Annotated in this window: 24 protein-coding genes; 16 read left to right on the plus strand and 8 right to left on the minus strand. The window is 49.3% G+C overall.

The window, feature by feature from the left end; genetic code table 11:
• Positions 1-6: 6 nt before the first annotated feature.
• From GN112_RS14515 to GN112_RS14545, 7 genes are all read right to left on the minus strand, one after another.
• Complete coding sequence (locus GN112_RS14515; protein ID WP_155310872.1) at positions 7-231, minus strand: hypothetical protein; 225 nt, start codon at positions 229-231, stop codon at positions 7-9.
• Between the two features lie 41 nt (positions 232-272).
• Positions 273-488: a hypothetical protein gene (locus tag GN112_RS14520; protein WP_155310873.1), complete on the minus strand. Its 216-nt coding sequence runs from the start codon at positions 486-488 to the stop codon at positions 273-275.
• Positions 489-560: 72 nt separating this feature from the next.
• Positions 561-1,013, minus strand: coding sequence for a secretin GspD/PilQ domain-containing protein (locus GN112_RS14525; RefSeq protein ID WP_269434975.1), 453 nt, complete (start codon positions 1,011-1,013; stop codon positions 561-563).
• A 693-nt stretch (positions 1,014-1,706) separates the two neighbouring features.
• Positions 1,707-2,321, minus strand: coding sequence for an acetate uptake transporter family protein (locus tag GN112_RS14530; RefSeq protein ID WP_155310875.1), 615 nt, complete (start codon positions 2,319-2,321; stop codon positions 1,707-1,709).
• A 469-nt stretch (positions 2,322-2,790) separates the two neighbouring features.
• Positions 2,791-4,122: an IS701 family transposase gene (locus GN112_RS14535; RefSeq protein ID WP_155308529.1), complete on the minus strand. Its 1,332-nt coding sequence runs from the start codon at positions 4,120-4,122 to the stop codon at positions 2,791-2,793.
• A gap of 213 nt (positions 4,123-4,335) precedes the next feature.
• Complete coding sequence (locus GN112_RS14540; RefSeq protein WP_155310876.1) at positions 4,336-4,632, minus strand: hypothetical protein; 297 nt, start codon at positions 4,630-4,632, stop codon at positions 4,336-4,338.
• Positions 4,633-4,693: 61 nt separating this feature from the next.
• Positions 4,694-5,398, minus strand: coding sequence for a DUF6399 domain-containing protein (locus tag GN112_RS14545; protein ID WP_155310877.1), 705 nt, complete (start codon positions 5,396-5,398; stop codon positions 4,694-4,696).
• A 274-nt stretch (positions 5,399-5,672) separates the two neighbouring features.
• Here GN112_RS14545 and GN112_RS14550 point away from each other — a divergent pair, with 274 nt between their 5' ends.
• From GN112_RS14550 to GN112_RS14565, 4 genes are all read left to right on the plus strand, one after another.
• Positions 5,673-5,915, plus strand: coding sequence for a type II toxin-antitoxin system Phd/YefM family antitoxin (locus GN112_RS14550; RefSeq protein WP_083456022.1), 243 nt, complete (start codon positions 5,673-5,675; stop codon positions 5,913-5,915).
• Positions 5,909-6,175 carry a Txe/YoeB family addiction module toxin gene (locus tag GN112_RS14555; protein ID WP_155310878.1) on the plus strand — a complete coding sequence of 89 codons (267 nt, stop codon included), beginning with the start codon at positions 5,909-5,911 and terminating at the stop codon, positions 6,173-6,175. Before GN112_RS14550 ends, GN112_RS14555 begins: the two co-directional genes overlap by 7 nt.
• Before the next feature lie 170 nt (positions 6,176-6,345).
• Positions 6,346-6,720, plus strand: coding sequence for a hypothetical protein (locus tag GN112_RS14560; RefSeq protein WP_155310879.1), 375 nt, complete (start codon positions 6,346-6,348; stop codon positions 6,718-6,720).
• A 390-nt stretch (positions 6,721-7,110) separates the two neighbouring features.
• Complete coding sequence (locus GN112_RS14565) at positions 7,111-7,698, plus strand: nucleotidyltransferase domain-containing protein (protein WP_155310880.1); 588 nt, start codon at positions 7,111-7,113, stop codon at positions 7,696-7,698.
• A 257-nt stretch (positions 7,699-7,955) separates the two neighbouring features.
• On the opposite strand, the gene GN112_RS14570 is transcribed toward GN112_RS14565, so the two are convergent.
• Complete coding sequence (locus tag GN112_RS14570; RefSeq protein WP_269434914.1) at positions 7,956-8,453, minus strand: pyridoxal phosphate-dependent aminotransferase; 498 nt, start codon at positions 8,451-8,453, stop codon at positions 7,956-7,958.
• A gap of 239 nt (positions 8,454-8,692) precedes the next feature.
• On the opposite strand from GN112_RS14570, the gene GN112_RS14575 reads away from it, so the two are divergent.
• The 12 genes from GN112_RS14575 to GN112_RS14630 all read left to right on the plus strand — a co-directional run bounded on the left by GN112_RS14575 (position 8,693) and on the right by GN112_RS14630 (position 18,690).
• The gene (locus GN112_RS14575) at positions 8,693-8,986 is read left to right on the plus strand and encodes a hypothetical protein (RefSeq protein WP_155310882.1); all 294 of its coding nucleotides are present in this window, start codon (positions 8,693-8,695) and stop codon (positions 8,984-8,986) included.
• Positions 8,987-9,161: 175 nt separating this feature from the next.
• Positions 9,162-9,908 (plus strand): SAM-dependent methyltransferase, encoded by a 747-nt coding sequence (locus tag GN112_RS14580; protein WP_155310883.1) that lies wholly within the window; start codon positions 9,162-9,164, stop codon positions 9,906-9,908.
• Complete coding sequence (locus GN112_RS34860; protein ID WP_155310884.1) at positions 9,908-10,288, plus strand: HigA family addiction module antitoxin; 381 nt, start codon at positions 9,908-9,910, stop codon at positions 10,286-10,288. Before GN112_RS14580 ends, GN112_RS34860 begins: the two co-directional genes overlap by 1 nt.
• A gap of 324 nt (positions 10,289-10,612) precedes the next feature.
• Positions 10,613-10,840 (plus strand): hypothetical protein, encoded by a 228-nt coding sequence (locus GN112_RS14590; RefSeq protein WP_155310885.1) that lies wholly within the window; start codon positions 10,613-10,615, stop codon positions 10,838-10,840.
• Positions 10,841-11,130: 290 nt separating this feature from the next.
• Positions 11,131-11,541 (plus strand): PPC domain-containing DNA-binding protein, encoded by a 411-nt coding sequence (locus tag GN112_RS14595; protein ID WP_155310886.1) that lies wholly within the window; start codon positions 11,131-11,133, stop codon positions 11,539-11,541.
• A 4-nt stretch (positions 11,542-11,545) separates the two neighbouring features.
• Positions 11,546-12,142, plus strand: coding sequence for an ECF transporter S component (locus GN112_RS14600; protein ID WP_155310887.1), 597 nt, complete (start codon positions 11,546-11,548; stop codon positions 12,140-12,142).
• Between the two features lie 48 nt (positions 12,143-12,190).
• Positions 12,191-12,970, plus strand: coding sequence for an energy-coupling factor transporter transmembrane component T family protein (locus tag GN112_RS14605; RefSeq protein ID WP_155310888.1), 780 nt, complete (start codon positions 12,191-12,193; stop codon positions 12,968-12,970).
• Positions 12,971-13,822 carry an energy-coupling factor ABC transporter ATP-binding protein gene (locus GN112_RS14610; protein WP_197743328.1) on the plus strand — a complete coding sequence of 284 codons (852 nt, stop codon included), beginning with the start codon at positions 12,971-12,973 and terminating at the stop codon, positions 13,820-13,822. It begins immediately after the preceding gene.
• Between the two features lie 13 nt (positions 13,823-13,835).
• Positions 13,836-14,678, plus strand: coding sequence for an energy-coupling factor ABC transporter ATP-binding protein (locus GN112_RS14615; RefSeq protein ID WP_155310889.1), 843 nt, complete (start codon positions 13,836-13,838; stop codon positions 14,676-14,678).
• A complete protein-coding gene (locus GN112_RS35265; RefSeq protein ID WP_155310890.1) occupies positions 14,675-14,938 on the plus strand; it encodes a DUF1287 domain-containing protein in 264 nt (87 codons plus the stop codon). Before GN112_RS14615 ends, GN112_RS35265 begins: the two co-directional genes overlap by 4 nt.
• A gap of 249 nt (positions 14,939-15,187) precedes the next feature.
• Positions 15,188-17,452 (plus strand): TonB-dependent receptor, encoded by a 2,265-nt coding sequence (locus tag GN112_RS14625; RefSeq protein WP_155310891.1) that lies wholly within the window; start codon positions 15,188-15,190, stop codon positions 17,450-17,452.
• Positions 17,453-17,607: 155 nt separating this feature from the next.
• Positions 17,608-18,690: a DctP family TRAP transporter solute-binding subunit gene (locus GN112_RS14630; protein WP_231717030.1), complete on the plus strand. Its 1,083-nt coding sequence runs from the start codon at positions 17,608-17,610 to the stop codon at positions 18,688-18,690.
• Positions 18,691-18,710: the final 20 nt, after the last annotated feature.

Below are 18,710 nucleotides of genomic sequence, written 5' to 3' on the forward strand. Positions count from 1 at the left end.
TGCGACTCATTTTTCAATCGTAGGTATTTCGGTCATGCCTTTGATGTAACGCTTTTTATAGATGTGGCCGGCCAGGTCACCGGGCAGTGTTTCGGCCGGTGTCGGATCCGTTGGCGCGTCCGGATTGATGGGCTGGGCCGAAAACCCGGCTGTCACGTATTGTCCGAAATGGAAATCGAGCCGCTGGGGAGCAGCAGAACAGGCAGAGAGAAAAATAAGGGCAAACAGCATGCGGTAAAAAACCGTCCATGACCGGTTCGGCGTTTACGGGTTCATGGTTGACGAACCTCCTTGGTTTCCAGGCGCTTCAGGTTGCGGCGGGCCACGGCCAGGCCGGAATAGTGTTCCAGGGCCCGCGGGAACATACCGCGGGCCTTGGACGGATAGCCGACACGCTCGTAGATAACGCCCAGGTTATTGCTGGCAATGGCCGGCGGGAAATAACGTTCGAGAAAAACCAGGGCAGATATGAGGGCGTTCGTTTGCAAATCCGTTTCCTCCGATCATCTCGGGCTCCTCCGCAGCCTGGCCGGTCTCGCTTTCAGGGTCGTCATCCGACTTCACCTCGGTTCGGTTTTTAAGAAAAAAAAACCATCGCCGACCACGCCCATCTCTTCTTCTCCCGGCAGCCGGGGGACTTCGTCCGGATTGAGGGCCCGCACCAGCCGCGGAGTGACGATGATCATCAGTTCGGACTCGTTTTTCTCGAACTCCTTGCTGGTGAACAGGCTGCCCAGGTAGGGGATATCGCCGAGGAAGGGAATCTTGTTGGTGATGGTGGACGAATCCTCCTGAAGCAGACCGGCCATGACAAAAGTATAGCCATCCTTGAGTTGGAGGGTAGTGGAACCCCGCCGGGTCATGAGACCGGGAACGTTGACCCCGCCGGAGGTCACCGACAGGGAGTAGTCCACAGTGCTGATCTCCGGCTCCACCTGGACGGTGATGGTTTCCGGCGCCACCACCATGGGCGTGAAGCGCAGCATGATGCCGAAGGTCTTGTAACGGAATATTTTCCCGTCAGTTTGTCAGGATTGAGCTGGGAGAAGAAAGAAAAAATATACAATTTTTTAAATCATTACGAATGCCGGCAAAAAATACGGCCGCCGCTGCCCAAAAGCAAAAAGCTTTTTCTACAAGATTATTACCAATACCGCAAACGGGCCCAGTCGCTGTTCGACAAGGTCGTTTTCCCGGTTGGTGTGTAGTATTTAACCCTTTCAATGATCGAGGCGCTGCTCAACTTTATCGTGGACCATCAATATCCCAAAATGGAGCAATATAAAAAAGTATTTGCCGCCAACTCCGTCAGTCCGGCCATCTACTTTGTTTCCATGTATAACCCATTTCAGTCGTGCAATACCACGGGAGAAAAGATCAGATTCGTTCCCTCCTTTTTTTTACCCCCGTGGAAAAGATCAACCGTTGGTTCCCCCCCCTCATCAACGAAAATCAAAAACGAACGGACCCAATTGTTTTTGAATTACCAGATCATTTTCGACCAGTTGGGGGTTCCCGTGGACCCGGTAATATTGCCCATTGCGTACATCGAAGCCATATTGAACTTTGCCCAGATGGAATCGTCAACACAGAAAACGGACTATCCGAAACTGACGAAGTTGCAGCATGCTGGATAGATCATAAAACAGAAGTTATTTTCGTTTGTTGGTTAACATTTCTGTATCAAGGGAATAGCCACGTTTCCATCAATTTACAAGACCATCCTCAGTTTTAACGGCGCTTTGATTTTCCGGCATTTTTAAAGGCATCAGAGGCTTGCCAACCGGTAAATGAATTTGTACTTCTTCACCCAAACCGACGGCCACCATATAAAGTCCATAAATAACGGAAACGGCAAAAAGGAAAGAAGCGACCGGTTTAAATGCAACATATCCGATTTCAGTCAAACCCAAGGTTGATAATACAAAAAAACCGAGCGGGCCAATCAAAAAAGGAATTAACGGCGCACGTAATAAAGGAATGATATAAAGGCCCATTAAAACCCCCAAAAAGATATTCACATAACCGATCAGCGGAGTTGGGGAAGCCAGTTTCAAACCGACCAAAAGGAATGTAAGCGCTGGTCCCAGCATAAACAGGGTGCCAAAAGTCAAGAGCAGGTTTCCGGGAGTGGCAAGCCCTCTTTTGAGTTGAATCATACCGGCAAGGATCTGAGCCAGACCACCTGCCGTCAGGAGTGCAAAAAATATCGGAACATTCTCTTTGGGAATATAGTTATTGAGTGACAACCAGATAATCAGACAAACCATTGAAAAAGCAGAATAACCCGTGGCAGTTGTGCCGGCCCATTTCTCTTGCATACCCCCTCCTTTTTTCTTTTGCGTTAATAAGAACTTAAATTTGATTATGATATGAATCCACCCAACCGGCCGACCGGTCAGGATAGTTAAATAAAAAATTACGCCTGGAGCTGGCGTCTTTGTGGTCGTATTAATTTTTAGCACTTAATATTTCGTATTCATCATGTCAATACGATTTAATTTTTATCATACCTAATTTGAGCGTCTCCCATTTTGGATATTTTTTAATCAAGAGCAATATTAGTGCCTTACGCCATCCTAAAACACCAAAATGGGAAAACCTCCGAGATTTCCGATCTTACCCCATCTACGGCGTCTGATGACTTCCCGCATAGGCGACTACAGAGGAAAATCATAGTCCTTGTATCTGCGGCAAGCTCGGACAATCGCTCAACTTCAATCCCATGGTGATCACCTTGCTACCAAAACGGGTCAAATAGTATTTGTATCTAAAGTTTCCTAAATTCAATCAAGCCGCCATGCGCAGCAGTACGTCCACGAGAGAATTAAAGACGGATTTGCGTGGCACCGGGAAGAGCCTACCAAAATCCTTGTCCATCGCGGCCTTTGTAACGGATCGGCGGACATCCGAAAAGGCAAAATGACGGCGGCCGCCGACGGCATGCCGGCGAGATGGCGTTTTCTCGACCCGGCTGGCGTAAATCCAGGCGACGGTGGTCGCCAGCATGCAAAAGTGCAGATGGTTGCTGACGGCCTGCGGATGACGGCTTTGCGTGTCAGCGCTGCCGATGTCGTTTTTCAATTCCTTGAATAAGGCTTCGATCTTCCAGCGGGCCCCATAGTATTCGATAATCTGCTCAGCCGAAAGGGACAGGTCGGTGGAATAAAGTGCCACCCACTGTGTCTTACGATAGACCCAGACCACCTTGACCGCACATCGGATGGTCTTGAGCATCACCACGCGTTCATAGGCTACGATGTTCCGGTTGCGGCCATACAGGTTGACGATGTATTCTTTTGCCAGCGATTTGAATCGAACGGCCAACGCTGCCGCATTCCCCAGCTTGCGGCCATATTTACGCGGGCGGCCTTGTCGTCCGGTCGGAGGTGGCGGCAGTTCAAATATTGTGCTGTTGGATCGAAGCCTGGAAATCATATCCACCCATATGCCCAACTGTTTTTTCAATGGCTTCCACAGGCCGCCATTGCCGAACCATGAGTCGGTGATGATGACAATCCGTTTTCTGGGAAACACCGCGGCAATCTCACCGATCATGTCGACCGCCATGGCAAGCTTGCTCTTGAATGTCACTTCCGGTCCATTGCTGTCACGGTTCATTCGTTCGATGGTTTTCTTCAGGAGGTAGAAACGATAACTCAGCGGCAGACAGGCCCAACGTCCCTTGATCATCTTCAACAACCCCACAGCAACGATGTTCTGGGCCCACGGATACCTGGACTGGTTTTGCTTGGCAGCATGATCGAAAACCTTGTCGCAGGCGAAAATCTTCTTGCCTGTCTTGGCGTTGATACTGTCATCCAGAGCCAGCATTAACCGCCCACCGGTCGTTGGCAGCGGAATCAATTTCCACAGCGTGGGCCATAACCGTTGCCATGGAATCCGTGGGGATGCCATGAAGGTATAGAACTTTTTACGACTGATCCCGGAAAAGCCGAACACCGTCTTCAAGCACCGTAGAATGTTTGAGGTCCTCGATGAGGCGAAAGGAACAATGATCGCCACGATCGTGTATACGAACCATATTCCCCGTTCCTGACCTTTACTGGACTGAGCAAATTCGTTTTTGAGTTTTTCAAGGATGTCGTGTAGGATAAGCATGCGAGGCCTCCGGTTGGGTTGTTTGTTTGTGGAAGAAGAAACATACCACAACCGAGCCTCGCAATCAACATTAACATACTGTATTAACTAAATATTTGATCATATTGCCAAAAATCGGTCCCGATATCTGTAATGATTTCAATAGGTTACAGGCGACCGCCATTTTGCTAACCATCTGTTATTACAGGAAATATTAATATTCTTCAGTAGTACTCACCCCGCCGGGCTGCTTTCAAAAAGGGGAAACTTTAGTTTGTATGTCTTTGCAACTTTTTTAGCATTGCTATTGATCAACGGCAGATATTTCTGCAGACAGATTTGCAGATGTCTCTTAACCATTTGAATTTGGACAGTGTAGCGGCGCCTTACTTGTCCATCCTGGGCTTTATAAGGTAGCGGGTCAGCCTTGATTTTAGGCAGCAATTTATTGCCAAACACCAATCCGATCCACTGTTTAGACTCTATGGAAAGCACAGCCCTCATCCAGCCATTAAGGATATTGAACTGCAATACATCGACTCATTGATCGATGACCGTATCGTGGCCTTGATCATCGTTTTGGCCACTTCGTCTAACCCACAGCAATGAGAGGCTTTTTTACTTCTGGTTTAAAACGTTTCTTTGCCGGCCTGCGCGGAATATCAGCTTTATCCAACAAGAAAGAAAACAAATCATTTGGCTTCGCACCAAAAAACCTTTCTGCTGGGGTCGTTTCATCTCTGCGCTTGATAAAATAATTATGAACGACAGCCTTCAATGCATCTTCCATCGCCTTCATCCAGTCTGAACCTTTGCGCCCATCGGCGTATGTTTCCAGCAAGATATAGTTAGATTCCGGTTCAATGGAAACCAAACACGTCTCAGGATGAAATGTCTCATCCAGGCAAGCGGTGATATCCTTAGGTTCCATGTCTTTTGCCATACGATTGGTTTCTTTATTGCCGAAATCGACAGTGGCTTGCTCGATAGCAACCGAGACTTTTTGCTGAGATCCGTACGAAGCGGCAATAAATTTCGAAAGGCCTGACAATTCGAGAAATTCGCAGACCAATCGAACGCTCCCAGGCCCCAAAAGCGTTATTACAAACTGAGCGGCGACAACCAATCGGTGTAAAAAGGCTGTTCCGGTTGGTGATTCAAAAAAAGCCTTGACCTCAGGCTCAGCATCAATAGAATCTTTTCGATCCATCCAATGCTGCAGCGTTGAACGAGGAATACCAAGTTGTTTTGCAATTTCCCGCTGGTTATCCTTGAATGCCGATTCATGTTTTGCCATGATATCAGCGATTTCCTGTCTTGGCCGACGATTCTGGGGTATTATTTTTGAGTCATACTTTAAGCATATACCCTAGAAAAACATAAATGTCTAGATTTATTATGAATATTTACAAGACTTTGTTTTAGGTTCAAAACTGCTGGCCGAAACGATGATCAAGGCCAGAGCGACGGCAAAAAGCCGCCGCGCCTTATACTTGGCGTTCTGCCTGTAAAAACCTTGACAAGTCGTACGTATTAGCGTACGCTGTTTGAAAAATATGTTGAGGTGACTTATGCCGACTTTATCAGCCACTGAGGCAAGATCGAAACTTTACCGTCTTATCGACCAAACCGCCTTGTCCCATGAACCAATTGTAATTACAAGTAAAAGAGGCAATGCTGTTCTTCTATCCGAGGACGATTGGCGGGCAATCCAAGAAACAATGTACCTGTTAAACATCCCAGGCATGCGCGAGTCAATTCGTGAAGGTTTGGCAACACCTGTTGAGGATTGCAAAGAGGAACTCGATTGGTAAATTACAAGGTCGTTTTTACAAAACAAGCACAAAAAGACGCGAAAAAATTATCCGCCTCCGGTTTCAAGACAAAGGCCGAAAATATTATCGAAATATTGCGGGAAAATCCTTATCAGACCCCTCCTTTCTATGAAAAACTTGTAGGCGATTTAGCTGGCGCATATTCCCGTCGTATAAATATTCAACACCGACTGGTCTATGAGGTTATCGAAGACCAAAAGATTGTAAAAGTTATCCGTATGTGGACACATTATGAATAGCAAGGCAGAACCCGTCATCTAAGTGGAGGACTGGAACCGTTCCCATCGCCACGGTGATGCGCAGGCTGTTGACCGGTTACGCGATTAGTTTTAACCGGCGGCATCGGCGATCTGGACACTTGTTTCAGAATCGCTACAAGTCGATTTTGTGCGAGGAAGATCCCTACCTGTTGGAACTGGTGCGCTATATTCACCTCAATCCTTTGCGGGCCGGCATCGTCGATGAAATAAAGGCGTTGAATATCAACCCTTACTGCGGTCATAGCGTGATAATGGGCAACGTCATCCATGGATTTCATAATATTGATTACGTATTAAATCTTTTTGGCGAAAAGATCGCGCAGGCCAGAGGGCACTATCTGGAATTCGTGTTGGCTGGTGGAAAACAACGCAAAACGGTAACGGCGCGCAGCGTGTTGTGCTATTGGGCGACGCGGGAACTTGGGATGAGCACGGTAGCAATCAAAACGACTGAACATCGCTGCCTCGACGGCCAGGGAGTCCGCGGCGAGGGGCCTGCGGATTGTCGAAGAGCAAGGGTTTAAACTTTCAGATGAGGTTATCTGATAGTACACAGGGAAAAATTGGAATATTTCTAATTTTGCTTTTTCTTAGTTTAGTTGATTGGATGATACATCCGCCATTTTTTAAGGACCAAAAGATAAAGATCGTCTATATTGAGCATATAAAAAAATAACATTTTCAGTCAAACGCGTTGGTACTGTGATAAGTTCTACTATATCTATAATAATGTATGGGTTTAAAAAATATAAGTGAAAGTAGTTCAAATGCAATATTGTTTGCAATATTTGTGATTGGTTTATTTATCTTTAGAGTGGTGCTGGACGCGAATTAACGTGGCGGCTTTTTCTGAATAGGTTCTTTGCGCATCCCTCACCCCACCGTTCGGCATTGAATTAAAGGGATTAAGATCCATGGGAGATATTTTGCAAACCGCGAAGGAAATACAAAAGAAAGCTTGGTCTGTTATTGAAGAAACTGGTGTAGTCAAACATTGGACCTCTATTGGAGCAACTATTAATTTAGTAGGTTCACTTAAAACAGGGTTGATGATAAATAATCGAGACATCGATTTTCATATCTACACAAATCCATTCAAGCTTTCTGATAGCTTTTTAGCTGTATCCAGATTTGCAGAAAACAAACGTATTAAAACAATTAGCTATACAAATCTACTCGAAGATGAAGATAAGTGCATAGAGTGGCACGCTTTTTATGATGATCAGGATGGAAATTCATGGCAAATAGACATGATCCATATTTTAAACGGATCATTTTATGTAGATTATTTTGAGAATGTGGCTGAGCGCATTTCAAAAGTTTTAACAAACGAGACTCGCGAGGCAATCCTTCGGATAAAAAACGCAATTCCAATTGATAAAAAAGTAATGTCTATTCTAATCTATCAATCCGTAATTGAGGGTGGTGTTCGTAGCTTAGAAGCGTTTTGGAGATGGATGGAACAGAATCCCAATGAGGGTATTGTTACATGGGTACCATAAAAAAAAATGACTTCAGATCGATTTTAAATCGTATGCCGCGTGTATAAACCCTGTTTTTCAATCGCTTCAGATACCGAGTGCTCAACCTGAGGCGATTGGCGGATAAGAATATACCAGGATGCGCATGATTTTCATTCGTATTCAAGGCGGGCTTTTTTACACATAGTGGAGCTATGTGTGGAAACGCCCAACGCAGAAGACGGATGAAAAGACAAGCAGGCGGGTATATTCTTTGACAGAAATCGCCTAAGCATTCCTCACCGCAGCCACCGTTCGATTCGATCAAAGGCTTCATCGATCACCTTTTCCTCACAACCAAACGACAAGCGCAAGTGCCCCTCGCCGCCTAATCCAAAGGCACCGCCGGGGATGGTGATCACTTTGGCCTCCTCCAGTAGACGGATGGCGACCTCATGGGAATTGTCATCGGTAAAGCGGTATTTGGACATGACGTAGAAAGCCCCCTTGGGCGGCACGTAGGAGAAATAGTCGCTCAAGCGGTCAAGTCGCTCGCAGCAAAGCGCCCTTCGTTTGGTCAGCTCGCTGCGCATATCCTGCACGCATTCCTGATCGCCTTCCAGGGCCGCTAGGGCCGCAATCTGGGATGGGGTGGGCGAGCAAATGGTTGCTGCGTCGTGAACCTTCATGATCTGTTCCATCCAACGGGCAGCAGCGATCACCCAGCCCACACGCCATCCGGTAAGGGCGTATTTTTTAGAGCCTGTTTGAGAAGTCTGGATCAGGCCCGATAACAAAGCGGAAAGTGGTTCAAAAGCGGGGCATATATGTAATATGTGAGCATGTTGAGATACTTTCCAACGCCGTTAGCGCGCTTTAGACGGATTTATCAAACGGGCTCTTAGACTTGCCAAGCAATCCAACCGACTGATATGCTTGGCTCACTTTTAAGATGTGTGCCGTGCCCGGCACACAACATTCTTCTTCACCCGACAGGTGTTCCGCTGCCGCTACACACCTGCAGGTGAGAAGCGCGTTGGCACCATCATATGGCAAGGAAGGAATGAAAATGTTTGTCCGTACTCTATGCTTTATCATGGTTTTGATGACAATGGGGTGTTACGGTGGTCCCAAAGCGAATTATGTCCGGAAATATGACCCTGTCATGGATAAGAACGGTGGCGTTGTTCTGCTTGTGGACGTCTGCCGCCAGGTTGATAGCATTGAGTTTGAAAAATTAAAGGACAAAACCTTTGATCCAGAGTACGATACGTACTTTAAACGACGCAGGTTCAAGCGAGCCTACGGACAACAAGCATGCCCAGCATAGTTCACTCAATACGAAAACGGCCGGGCTGCCCAGCAAAGGCACGCCTTAATGAATGCTTGAGCCGTATGACGGGAAACTGTCACCTACGGTTCTGAGGGGGCTCGGGGCTGGTGACAGCCCCCGGCTACCCGATCAATGACTGAATCTATTCACACCCGGAAGGAGATTTTCTGCATTGGATATTCCACGGATCTTCAATATCATTGAGAGTGCTCACCGCATCCACAACCCGATCACACCCGCAAAGCTCGCCACTCTCGGCGCGGCGTTGCGTCTTGAATCGGGGGCCCGGGTACTCGACCTCGGCAGCGGTTCGGGGGAGATGCTTTGCACCTGGGCACGCGATCACGGCGTCATCGGAATCGGCATCGACATGAGCCAGTTGTTCACCGAGCAAGCTAAACTCCGTGCTGAAGAACTCGGCGTCGCCGATCAAGTCAAGTTCATCCATGGCGATGCTGCCGGCTATGTCTCTGACGAGAAGGTCAGTGTGGCAGCCTGTGTCGGTGCCACTTGGATCGCCGGAGGAGTTGTCGGCACTATCGAGCTTCTGGCGCGGAGCCTGCGCACCGAAGGGATCATCCTCATCGGCGAGCCCTACTGGCGGCAGTTACCGCCGACGGAAGATGTTGCCAAGGGATGTCTTGCTAACTCGATCTCCGACTTTCTCATGCTTTCAGAACTTCTCGTGTCTTTTGACCATCTTGGCTACGACGTCGTTGAAATGGTTCTGGCTGACCAAGACGGCTGGGACAGATACGAGGCGGCCAAATGGCTCACCATGCGCCGATGGCTTGAAGCCAATCCCGACGACGAGTTCGCGAAAGATGTTCGAGCCAAACTAACCTCAGAACCCAAGCGCTACGCCACTTACACGCGTGAATACCTGGGCTGGGGTGTGTTCGCGCTGATGCCGCGGTGATGAGGGATTACCGAACGACTCAGAAATTGGCCGGATTCCCCCTTATCGGCTATTTCACACGACAGTACCCGAGATGCAGCGGGCCTCCCGGGGTAAACACACATCTTTCGGTACGTAAGCGCCGAGTATACGAGCACTGCCTAAAAGGGCAATTAGCTGATTCTATGCACGTTCCATATCAAAGAGTTAACGAAATCATCAATGGTCGCCGAGGGGTTACTCCCAGTACAGCATTAAGATTGTCCAAGTTTTTTGGCGTTTCTCCAGACTTTTGGATGAATATTCAATTAAGATGGGATCTGTATTTTGCTCAACAGGCAGAAGCAGCCGAATTAAATTCAATCAATCCAGTGGAAAACCGTGTCGCAACAGTATATTAGGATGAAAAGCCCATCGGGATAGGGAGTGACCTCACGGCTGCCCCCTCCCACACCACCCGGCATACGGATCGCGTACCAAGGCGATTCGGCTGATCAGGAAGGTTATTGAGCAGGCAGGAACAGTCCTCGTTCGAAGAAGTAACGGTGTGGTAGAGCAAATATTACCCACTTGACCTTGCTCATGCGCCAGTACTTTTTGCGGGCGTTTCCGCAACGCATAGCATCCTTATGCGAAATGCCAAGCTTTTTGAGATTTCGGACCTTGGTCCTGGGATTTTTCCATTGTTTCCAGACGACACACCGCAGCCGGCGGATAATCCAGCCATGCTGCGAAAACCGATTCTCATGCCGGCCAATCTGATCGAAAAGGTTGACCGAATCGCCAAGGATAGAAACGTGTCCTTCGCTGAGGTCATACGGAACGCCGTTGATGTTTTCGGTGAAGACGATATGACCGCTGAAGAGGAAACGCTGCTCGAGGCGTTGCTGGACGAAGTGATTCGGTCGACGACCGATCTCGCCGCAAAACTCGATCAGACGATCACTTACTGAATCGCTATTTTCTATTCTTATTCGACCTCTCCATCAAAACAATCAATTGGTCGCGTTGATCAAAATGATATAATGGGATTCTCTTAAATGCGTATCGTGGTCAATCTATTACAAATATATATAGTATTGAAGATGATGTTTTTTGGTAAGGCCAGAGGGAGGAAGCCGTATAAACCATACTGCGACGACTGATAACGTAGCCCAAAAACATTATCTTGAATGCTATAGGACCGTTAATCGTTGGATCGTACGATTCATGCAAGTGCATGAGAACAAAGGGATGAGTGTCAATGTTGCCGATAGCCTTTCGACTGCACCCGGGACAGGATCTCCTCGTTGAACTGGAACGGATCGCAAGGGAACAAGCCATTGAAGCCGCCGGCATTCTGACCTGCGTGGGCAGCCTTACCACCGCAACACTTCGCTTTGCCAACCAGGAAGAAGCAACCCTGCTGCATGGCCACTTCGAAATCGTTTCACTCACAGGTGTTCTTTCACGTCACGGATCACACGTTCATATCGCCATTTCCGACAAGCACGGCAAAACCATCGGGGGCCATCTGCTTGAAGGGTGCAAAATATACACAACGGCCGAAATCATCATTGAAATTATCCCTCAATACCGGTTCTTGAGAACCTTCGACAAGCAGACAGGTTACCCTGAACTGGAAATCAAACCGTTACCCCCTGATAAGGAGTAATCAAATGGGATTTAACGAACAACTGAAGAAGGACTTTTCAACATTCACCTGGGTCTTGATAGCCGTCGCCATCGTCCTCAACATCGCTATCGGGCAACTCGTGTCCCTTCTCAAGCTTCCCATCTTTCTTGATTCCATCGGCACGGTGCTGGTAGGCGTTTTTGCCGGACCGTGGGCTGGTGGGCTGACCGGTCTGTTTACCAATTTGATCTGGGGCGTAATCTCTTCCCCGGTGGCTGCGGCGTTTGCCCCGGTGGCAATGGTGATTGGTATCGTCGCTGGCCTGTGTGCCAGGTACGGTCTTTTCAAAAACTGGTGGCTTGCCATTGTTGCCGGCGTGATCATCACGGTATTCAACGCCATCGTGGCCGTACCCATCAGGCTTTATATGTTCGGCGGCATCACCGGAAGCGGAGCGGATTTCATCACGGCGTACATGCTGGCACTGGGCAGGGACCTTTTCGGATCGGTGGTGGTCACCGTATTCACGTCAAACCTGTTGGACAAAGTGGTCACCGCTGTGCTGGCCTGGGGTATCGTGAAGGCGCTGCCTGAAAGGACATCGGCCCGTTTTCCCCGGCTGACCGCCACCAACCCGTAGACGCTGAATAATGGGCGGACAAATATGAATAGGTGATGGAAGATATCATTGCATTCAGGCAGCATCACCCTCTTTATTGAGGGCAAATCCCCGCTTCACTCCGACCACCCCTTCAACAAGCTTGCCTATGTCTTGTTGGCAGGGTTGGCGGCATATGGTGCCCCCGGCGCCTGGATCCCGGATGCGGTCCTTTTGGGGCTAAACCTTGTCTTAGCAGGAACGAACGGTATTCTTTCCGCCGTATGGAAGATCACATGGCGCATGCTTCTTCCGCTTGCGCTGCTCATGATCCCCATCCATGGGTTTCTGTATCCCGGTAATCACACGCCATTGGTATCGTACCATAACATCCTGTTTGGTCTGGAGGGGTTAGTCTTCTCCGGAACCAAACTCCTACAGCTGGCGACGGTTTTCACAGCTTCGCTTCTCTTCGTCTTCACCACACACCCTGCGGACTTCATAACCGCTTTGACCCAGGCCGGTTGGCCGCCTTTCATGGCCTACCTCATGGGTAGCCCGTTGCTGATGCTGCCGGCCATGCGCACGAGAATCGGTGTCATCCAGGCCGCTCAGCGGGCCAGGGGGCTGGACGTCGAAGGGGGGCCGCTCAAACGGATACGATCGCTCGTACCATTGGTCGTGCCTTTCGTGCTTGGCGCACTCATCGAAATCGAGCAGCGCGCCATTGCATTGGAGATACGCGGCTTCAACGCGTCGGGTGCCAAAACATCTCTGAGAATGGTGCACGACTCAAAGGCGCAGCGGACGACTCGATGGCTGATGGTACTTGCATCCATACTTCTCCTTCTGTCCAGGCTGGCGGTTTGAATGATGCCAATCATTGAGGCTGAAAATTTCTCCTACACCTACCCGGCTGCGGATAACAAGGCTCTTGACAGGCTTTCATTGCAGATTGAACAAGGCGAATTCGTCGCTGTCATCGGGGCCAACAATTCCGGAAAAACCAGCCTGTGCCTTGCACTTACAGGTGTTATCCCCCACCTCTATCATGGCCGCATGCAAGGTCGCATGCGTGTATGCGGCATGGATACCGCCGAAGCGAACGTTGCAAAGATCTGCCCATCGTCTGTCGCGCTGGTCATGCAAAAGCCTGAGAACCAGCTTTCCGGTGTTCGTTTTACTGTTCGTGAAGAAGTCGCTTTCAGTCTTGAAAACCAGGGCATGAGCAGGCACGAAATGCAGGAACGGGTTGAAGCCGTGCTCCGCATGACAGGTCTGACCCATGTGGCGGATCGCTCCCCTCATCACCTTTCTGGTGGTCAGCTGCAAAAGGTAGCCCTGGCAGCAGCCCTGGCGAGCGATGCACCAATCGTGGTACTGGATGAGCCGACGACCTTCCTGGATCCGCTGAGCGCCAGGCAGGTTTTTGAAATTCTTTATCGATTGCGCCGGCAGGGAAAAACCATCGTGCTCGCAGAACAGCGCCTGGAAATGATCGCCATCTATGCAAACCGTGTCATTGCCCTGAACAACGGAGAAAAAATTCTGGACGGCCCTCCTGCCGAAATCCTGGTTTCACCGATCCTGAAAGAAATCGGACTGGGCTGGACCCGTTTCACCACGATTGCCGATCTGGCAAGGGCCAAGGGCATCTGGCACGAGGGCAGCCCCCTGGCAACAACCCTTGCAGACACCATAAACGGATTACGAAGAGACTGAGAGGAGGTTCATCATGGGTATCGAGATACAGGGCCTTTCTTATTGGTATGACACTGGCGTCTGTGCTCTTAAAGATATCTCGCTAACCATTCAACCAGGGGAATGTGTTGCTTTGCTGGGTCATAACGGATCGGGAAAAACAACTCTCGTAAAACACTTCAACGGCCTTCTTCACCCCTCGCAAGGGGTGGTGTTAATCAACGGTATCCCCACCACCGAGAGAAGGGTCGCGCAGCTTGCCGGTGTGGTGGCCCTCTTGTTTCAAAATCCCGATGATCAGATATGCAAAAGAACGGTATGGGATGAAACGGCTTACGGCCCGAAAAACCTTGGATATGCAAACGAGCGGGTACGCGAACAAGTGAATGCGTCTCTATCCGCTTTCGACCTTCTCACCATGAAGGAGCGCAATCCCCACGATCTGAGCTACAGTGAACGCAAACGGCTGGCCATCGCTTCCGTCCTGGCCATGGACACGGAAATCGTCGTTCTCGACGAGCCTACCGCTGGCCTTGATCCTCGGGAAATCAACCTGCTCAAAGCGGCCATGCGACAGCTTCAATCCAATGGGAAAAGCGTGGTGGTCATCAGTCACGACATGGATTTCATTGCAGAAAACATGTTGCGGGCGGTATGCCTTGAAAATGGCCGCAAATGCTTCGATGGGGGCGTTGCCGACCTCTTTGAAAAGCATTCGTTCCTTGAACAATGCGGTTTGCTACCGCCTCAAGTCGTTCAGTTAAGCTCACATTTTAACCTTCGCTTGCAAACGCTCACGCCAAAAGATTTTATTGAAAGGTTGGTCGATACAATTCACGGCCATCGCCATGGGGAAAGGCGAAGACAAACCCCTTGACGACAAGCGCACCATGCGACCCCACGCCAAAACAGTGGGACCTTTCCCGGCCGGATCCCAATATTGACCATCGCCGGGTGCCCAACTTGAGAAGAAGACCAATACACCAGCCATTAAACGGGTTCAGGATACCGGGCCAAATCCGGCATGACGACCCGGAGACTTTTTGTGAGTCAATAAATATTTATATACACCTTATGACGTTTTTTAACGCTACATGCCTCCCATCTCCTGAGATGCCAATAAATTCTCTTCGATAAAACTTAGGCCATTTAATTCAAAATATATAATTTAAATTATTCTATCATAGCCATCATGGCAAAAAACCTAAAATAACGTTTTAAAATATTATTTGACTTTTTTACCGTTATTACGTTATTGGCAATAACTCTGAACAATAATTTACTACGTTTTAAAACGACATTTTAACATTCGTCATAACGGTTTGTGCCGTCTGGCATTGGTCTACGCGCTAACACCATGGATAAACGTGATAAAAGGAAGGGCTAATGAAAAGTTTCACTTGCATCGGATCTGTGCTGTTCGTTTTGTTGACCCTGTTTCTCACGCCGGTAAATGCTCAGGATGAGAATGAGGAAAAAGATGTCGTCACCTTACCCGAAGTCGTGGTGCAAGGCCGATTCGAGAGAGAAGAATTTGTGGGGCCTCTTTTCACGGAAACCAACACCAAGACGAAAATCACCGAAAAGGGGATAGGCGCCCTCGGGCCCACGTCCATGATGTCCGTACCAAAGGCCATCAACCTGATCCCATCCGTGCATCAGCAAAGCGTGGACCCTCTGGGTCTGGCGGATATCAGCAATTATCACGAATCGTTCCGCTTCAGAGGGATTGAACCGACGGGGGGCGGCAACCCATCCACGCCCGTCAACATGGAAAATGTTCCAATGTCGGCAAGACCGGGTGGCGGCGCCAATATTTACGACATGGAAAACTTCAGCAGCATTTCCATTTACAAGGGAGGCGTGCCTGCGGAAAAGGGGTTCGGTCTCACGAATATCGGTGGAAAAATCGATATGGAGGTCAAACGGCCGGAAGAAGACTTCGGGTTCAACCTGAAACAGACCTTGGGCAGTCATGACGCCAGGAGGACCTTTTTGCGGCTTGATTCAGGGATCCTGCCTTCCCAAACGGCCGGATTCTTATCCTATTCCAATACTGCCGCGGACAAGTGGAAAGGGGAGGGAGATTCCAAGCGACAGAATGCAATGCTGGGGTTGAGGCAAATGTTCGGTGACAGACTCAAATTCGAATTCTTCTCCAGCTATAACAAGACAGAGGCCAACCCGTACAGGCCGCTCGATTTTGAGCAGGCCTCATCACTTGGCGAGAATTACGATTCTGATTTTAGCGACAACCGATCTGACTATTTTTATTATGGATACAACAAAAACAAGTTCGAGGACCACAATATTCTGGCCAATATCGAATATGCCGTTACGGAAAATTCGAAAATAACGCTAAAGCCATTTTATTGGAATGACAAGGGCTATTATCAGGAAACGATAACCATGAAAAACGGCCAGAACAGAATCCGCCGGTGGGACATCGATCACGACCTCAACGGTGTGCAGGCGGAATACTCCGTGAAGTTGTTGAACGCCCTGGATTTTGATATCGGCTATTTTTATCTTGAACAGGAAAGACCCGGACCGCCCACCTCCTGGAAATTATATACGGTGTCCGACGGCAGGCTCGTTTTCGACAAATGGCAGATTCTTTCCAATTCATCCCACAATCGTCAGAAAACGCCTTTTGTTTCCGGTAAATATGCCATCGGTCGGTTCCAGTTTGAAGCCGGCATGAAATATCTGAATTATTCCATGCCTTCGATAACCACTTATAACACCCAGGGCATTCCGGACGTCAGTTATGAATCCGCCCTTGGAATGGCCACCACCATCGAAGCCAGTGCGAGCGTCCAATCCAAGGATTTCCATGAGATCCTTCCCAATGCCGGGGTGAGTTATGTCCTGACCGATTCACTGAGCTGTTATTTTTCCTACGGCAGAAACTATGGCATGAGTGTGGCTCTTTATCCCTACTTCATTTCCCAGAAAAGTGCGTTCGATGCAAAGGGCATCACCCTGCAGGACCTCTGGGACAATCAGGAACTGGAGATCGCGGACAATTTCGATTTCGGATTCAGATATATCACAGACAAACTGTATATCGTTCCCACCATCTATTATGCCAAGCACAAAAACAAAACGGCCATCTATTATGATGCATCCCTCGACGCAACCTTCCCGGCCGCCATTTTTGATGCGGATGCCTACGGGTTTGAACTGGAAGCCGGCGCCATGCCTTTGCAAAATCTCTCGATTTATGCATCCTTTTCCTACAACCGCTTCTATTTTTCCCAGGATATCAGCAACAAGGCAGGCGAAACGATTTCCGTGGATGGGAATCAGGTACCGGACGCCCCGGAATTCCTCGTCAAAGGCATGGTAAGTTATCGCCTTGGCGATTTCTCCTTTTCCCCGGTTGTCCGGTACTGCTCCAGCAGATATGGAGATATTCTCCAGGAAGAAAAAATCGACGATGCCGTGGTCTTTGATTTCGATGTCACCTACAGCAAGGCCTTCCCGCAAACACCGATCAAAAAAATGGATATTTCTCTGTCACTCAATAACATCTTTGACAAGGAATACATCAGCATCATCAATACCGCCGATTATCAGACCCTCGGCTCATCCTATCATACGGGTGCACCGTTTACGATGTACGCAACGGTTTCGCTCTCGTTTTAGAGCTGGAAAGACCTGACTGGAATTTTTCTCTTTTTTCAACAGCCGCCAAATCAATCCAGTGCGCAGGAAAAACGGCATGGACATGTCCGCTTGGCTCGAGTATTTTATTCTGGAGGTGGAAATGCAGGTAATTGAAGCCAAAAAAGGAGATGGAAATGACGACAATGAAAAGAGCTTTCTTCCATGGGCTTGTCTCCATGGTTGCGGTCATGGTGTTGGCCCTGTTCATGACGCCCTTTGCACTGGCGGCGGGATTCAAAAGGGAATACAAGCTGCAAGTCAACGTGGGGCCGTCGTTCTACTGGGGCATCGGTGCGACAAAATTCGCCGATTTGGTCAGGGAAAAGACCGATGGTCAGATCAACATCAAGCCCTATTTCGGCAGTGCCCTGCTCAAGGGGGCTCAGCTCAAATCCGCCCAAATGGTGGCCAAGGGCGTCATTGACTGTGCCTATGAGTCGACCATCAACATCTCGCCGGTCATACCCGAAGCCAACATTTTTCACCTGCCCTTTTTTATCAACACCTTCGAGAACCTGGACAAAATGAAGGCCGGCCAGTCCGGTCAGGCGGTGTTTGCCGCCATGCGGAAAATCGGCCTCCAGCCGCTGGCCTGGGCCGAAAACGGATTCCGGCAAGTGACCAACAGCAAGCACCCCATCGGGAAACCGGCCGACCTCAAAGGGTTGCGCATCCGGGTCGTCGGCAATCCAATGTTCATGGACACCTTTCGCCAGTTGGGGGCCGATCCGGTCAACATGAACTGGGGTGACGCCCAGACCGCGTTTCAGCAGGGGGTTGTCGACGGTCAGGAGAACCCGGTGGGCGTATTGATTCCGGTCCAGATCCACCAGTATCACCGCTACGCCACCATGTGGAACTACCTCGTTGATCCGCTGGTCATCTATTGGAACCAAAAGCAGTGGAAGGCCTTTCCTAGCGATATCCGGCAAGCGATTCAGGAGGCCGCCCAAACCTCCGGCCGGTTTGAAATCGCCCTGTGCCGGGCCGGGCTGGACGGCAACACATCTCTCGACATTCTCAAAAACGAATTCAACCACACTATGGAGGTGCCCGATCCGGTTCAATTCATGGAATCCAAGGGCATGACCGTCTCCTTTCTGTCCACCGATCAGGTCAAGGCCTTTGCCGACGCCACGGCCCCGGTGTTGAAGAAGTGGGCCCGGAAACTGGGAACGGACTTGGTTGACAAAGCCCGGGCTGACATGGGCCGATAGCCCCGACAAGGCGGCCGGGG

This window comes from Desulfosarcina ovata subsp. ovata (assembly GCF_009689005.1).
Lineage (GTDB): Bacteria > Desulfobacterota > Desulfobacteria > Desulfobacterales > Desulfosarcinaceae > Desulfosarcina > Desulfosarcina ovata.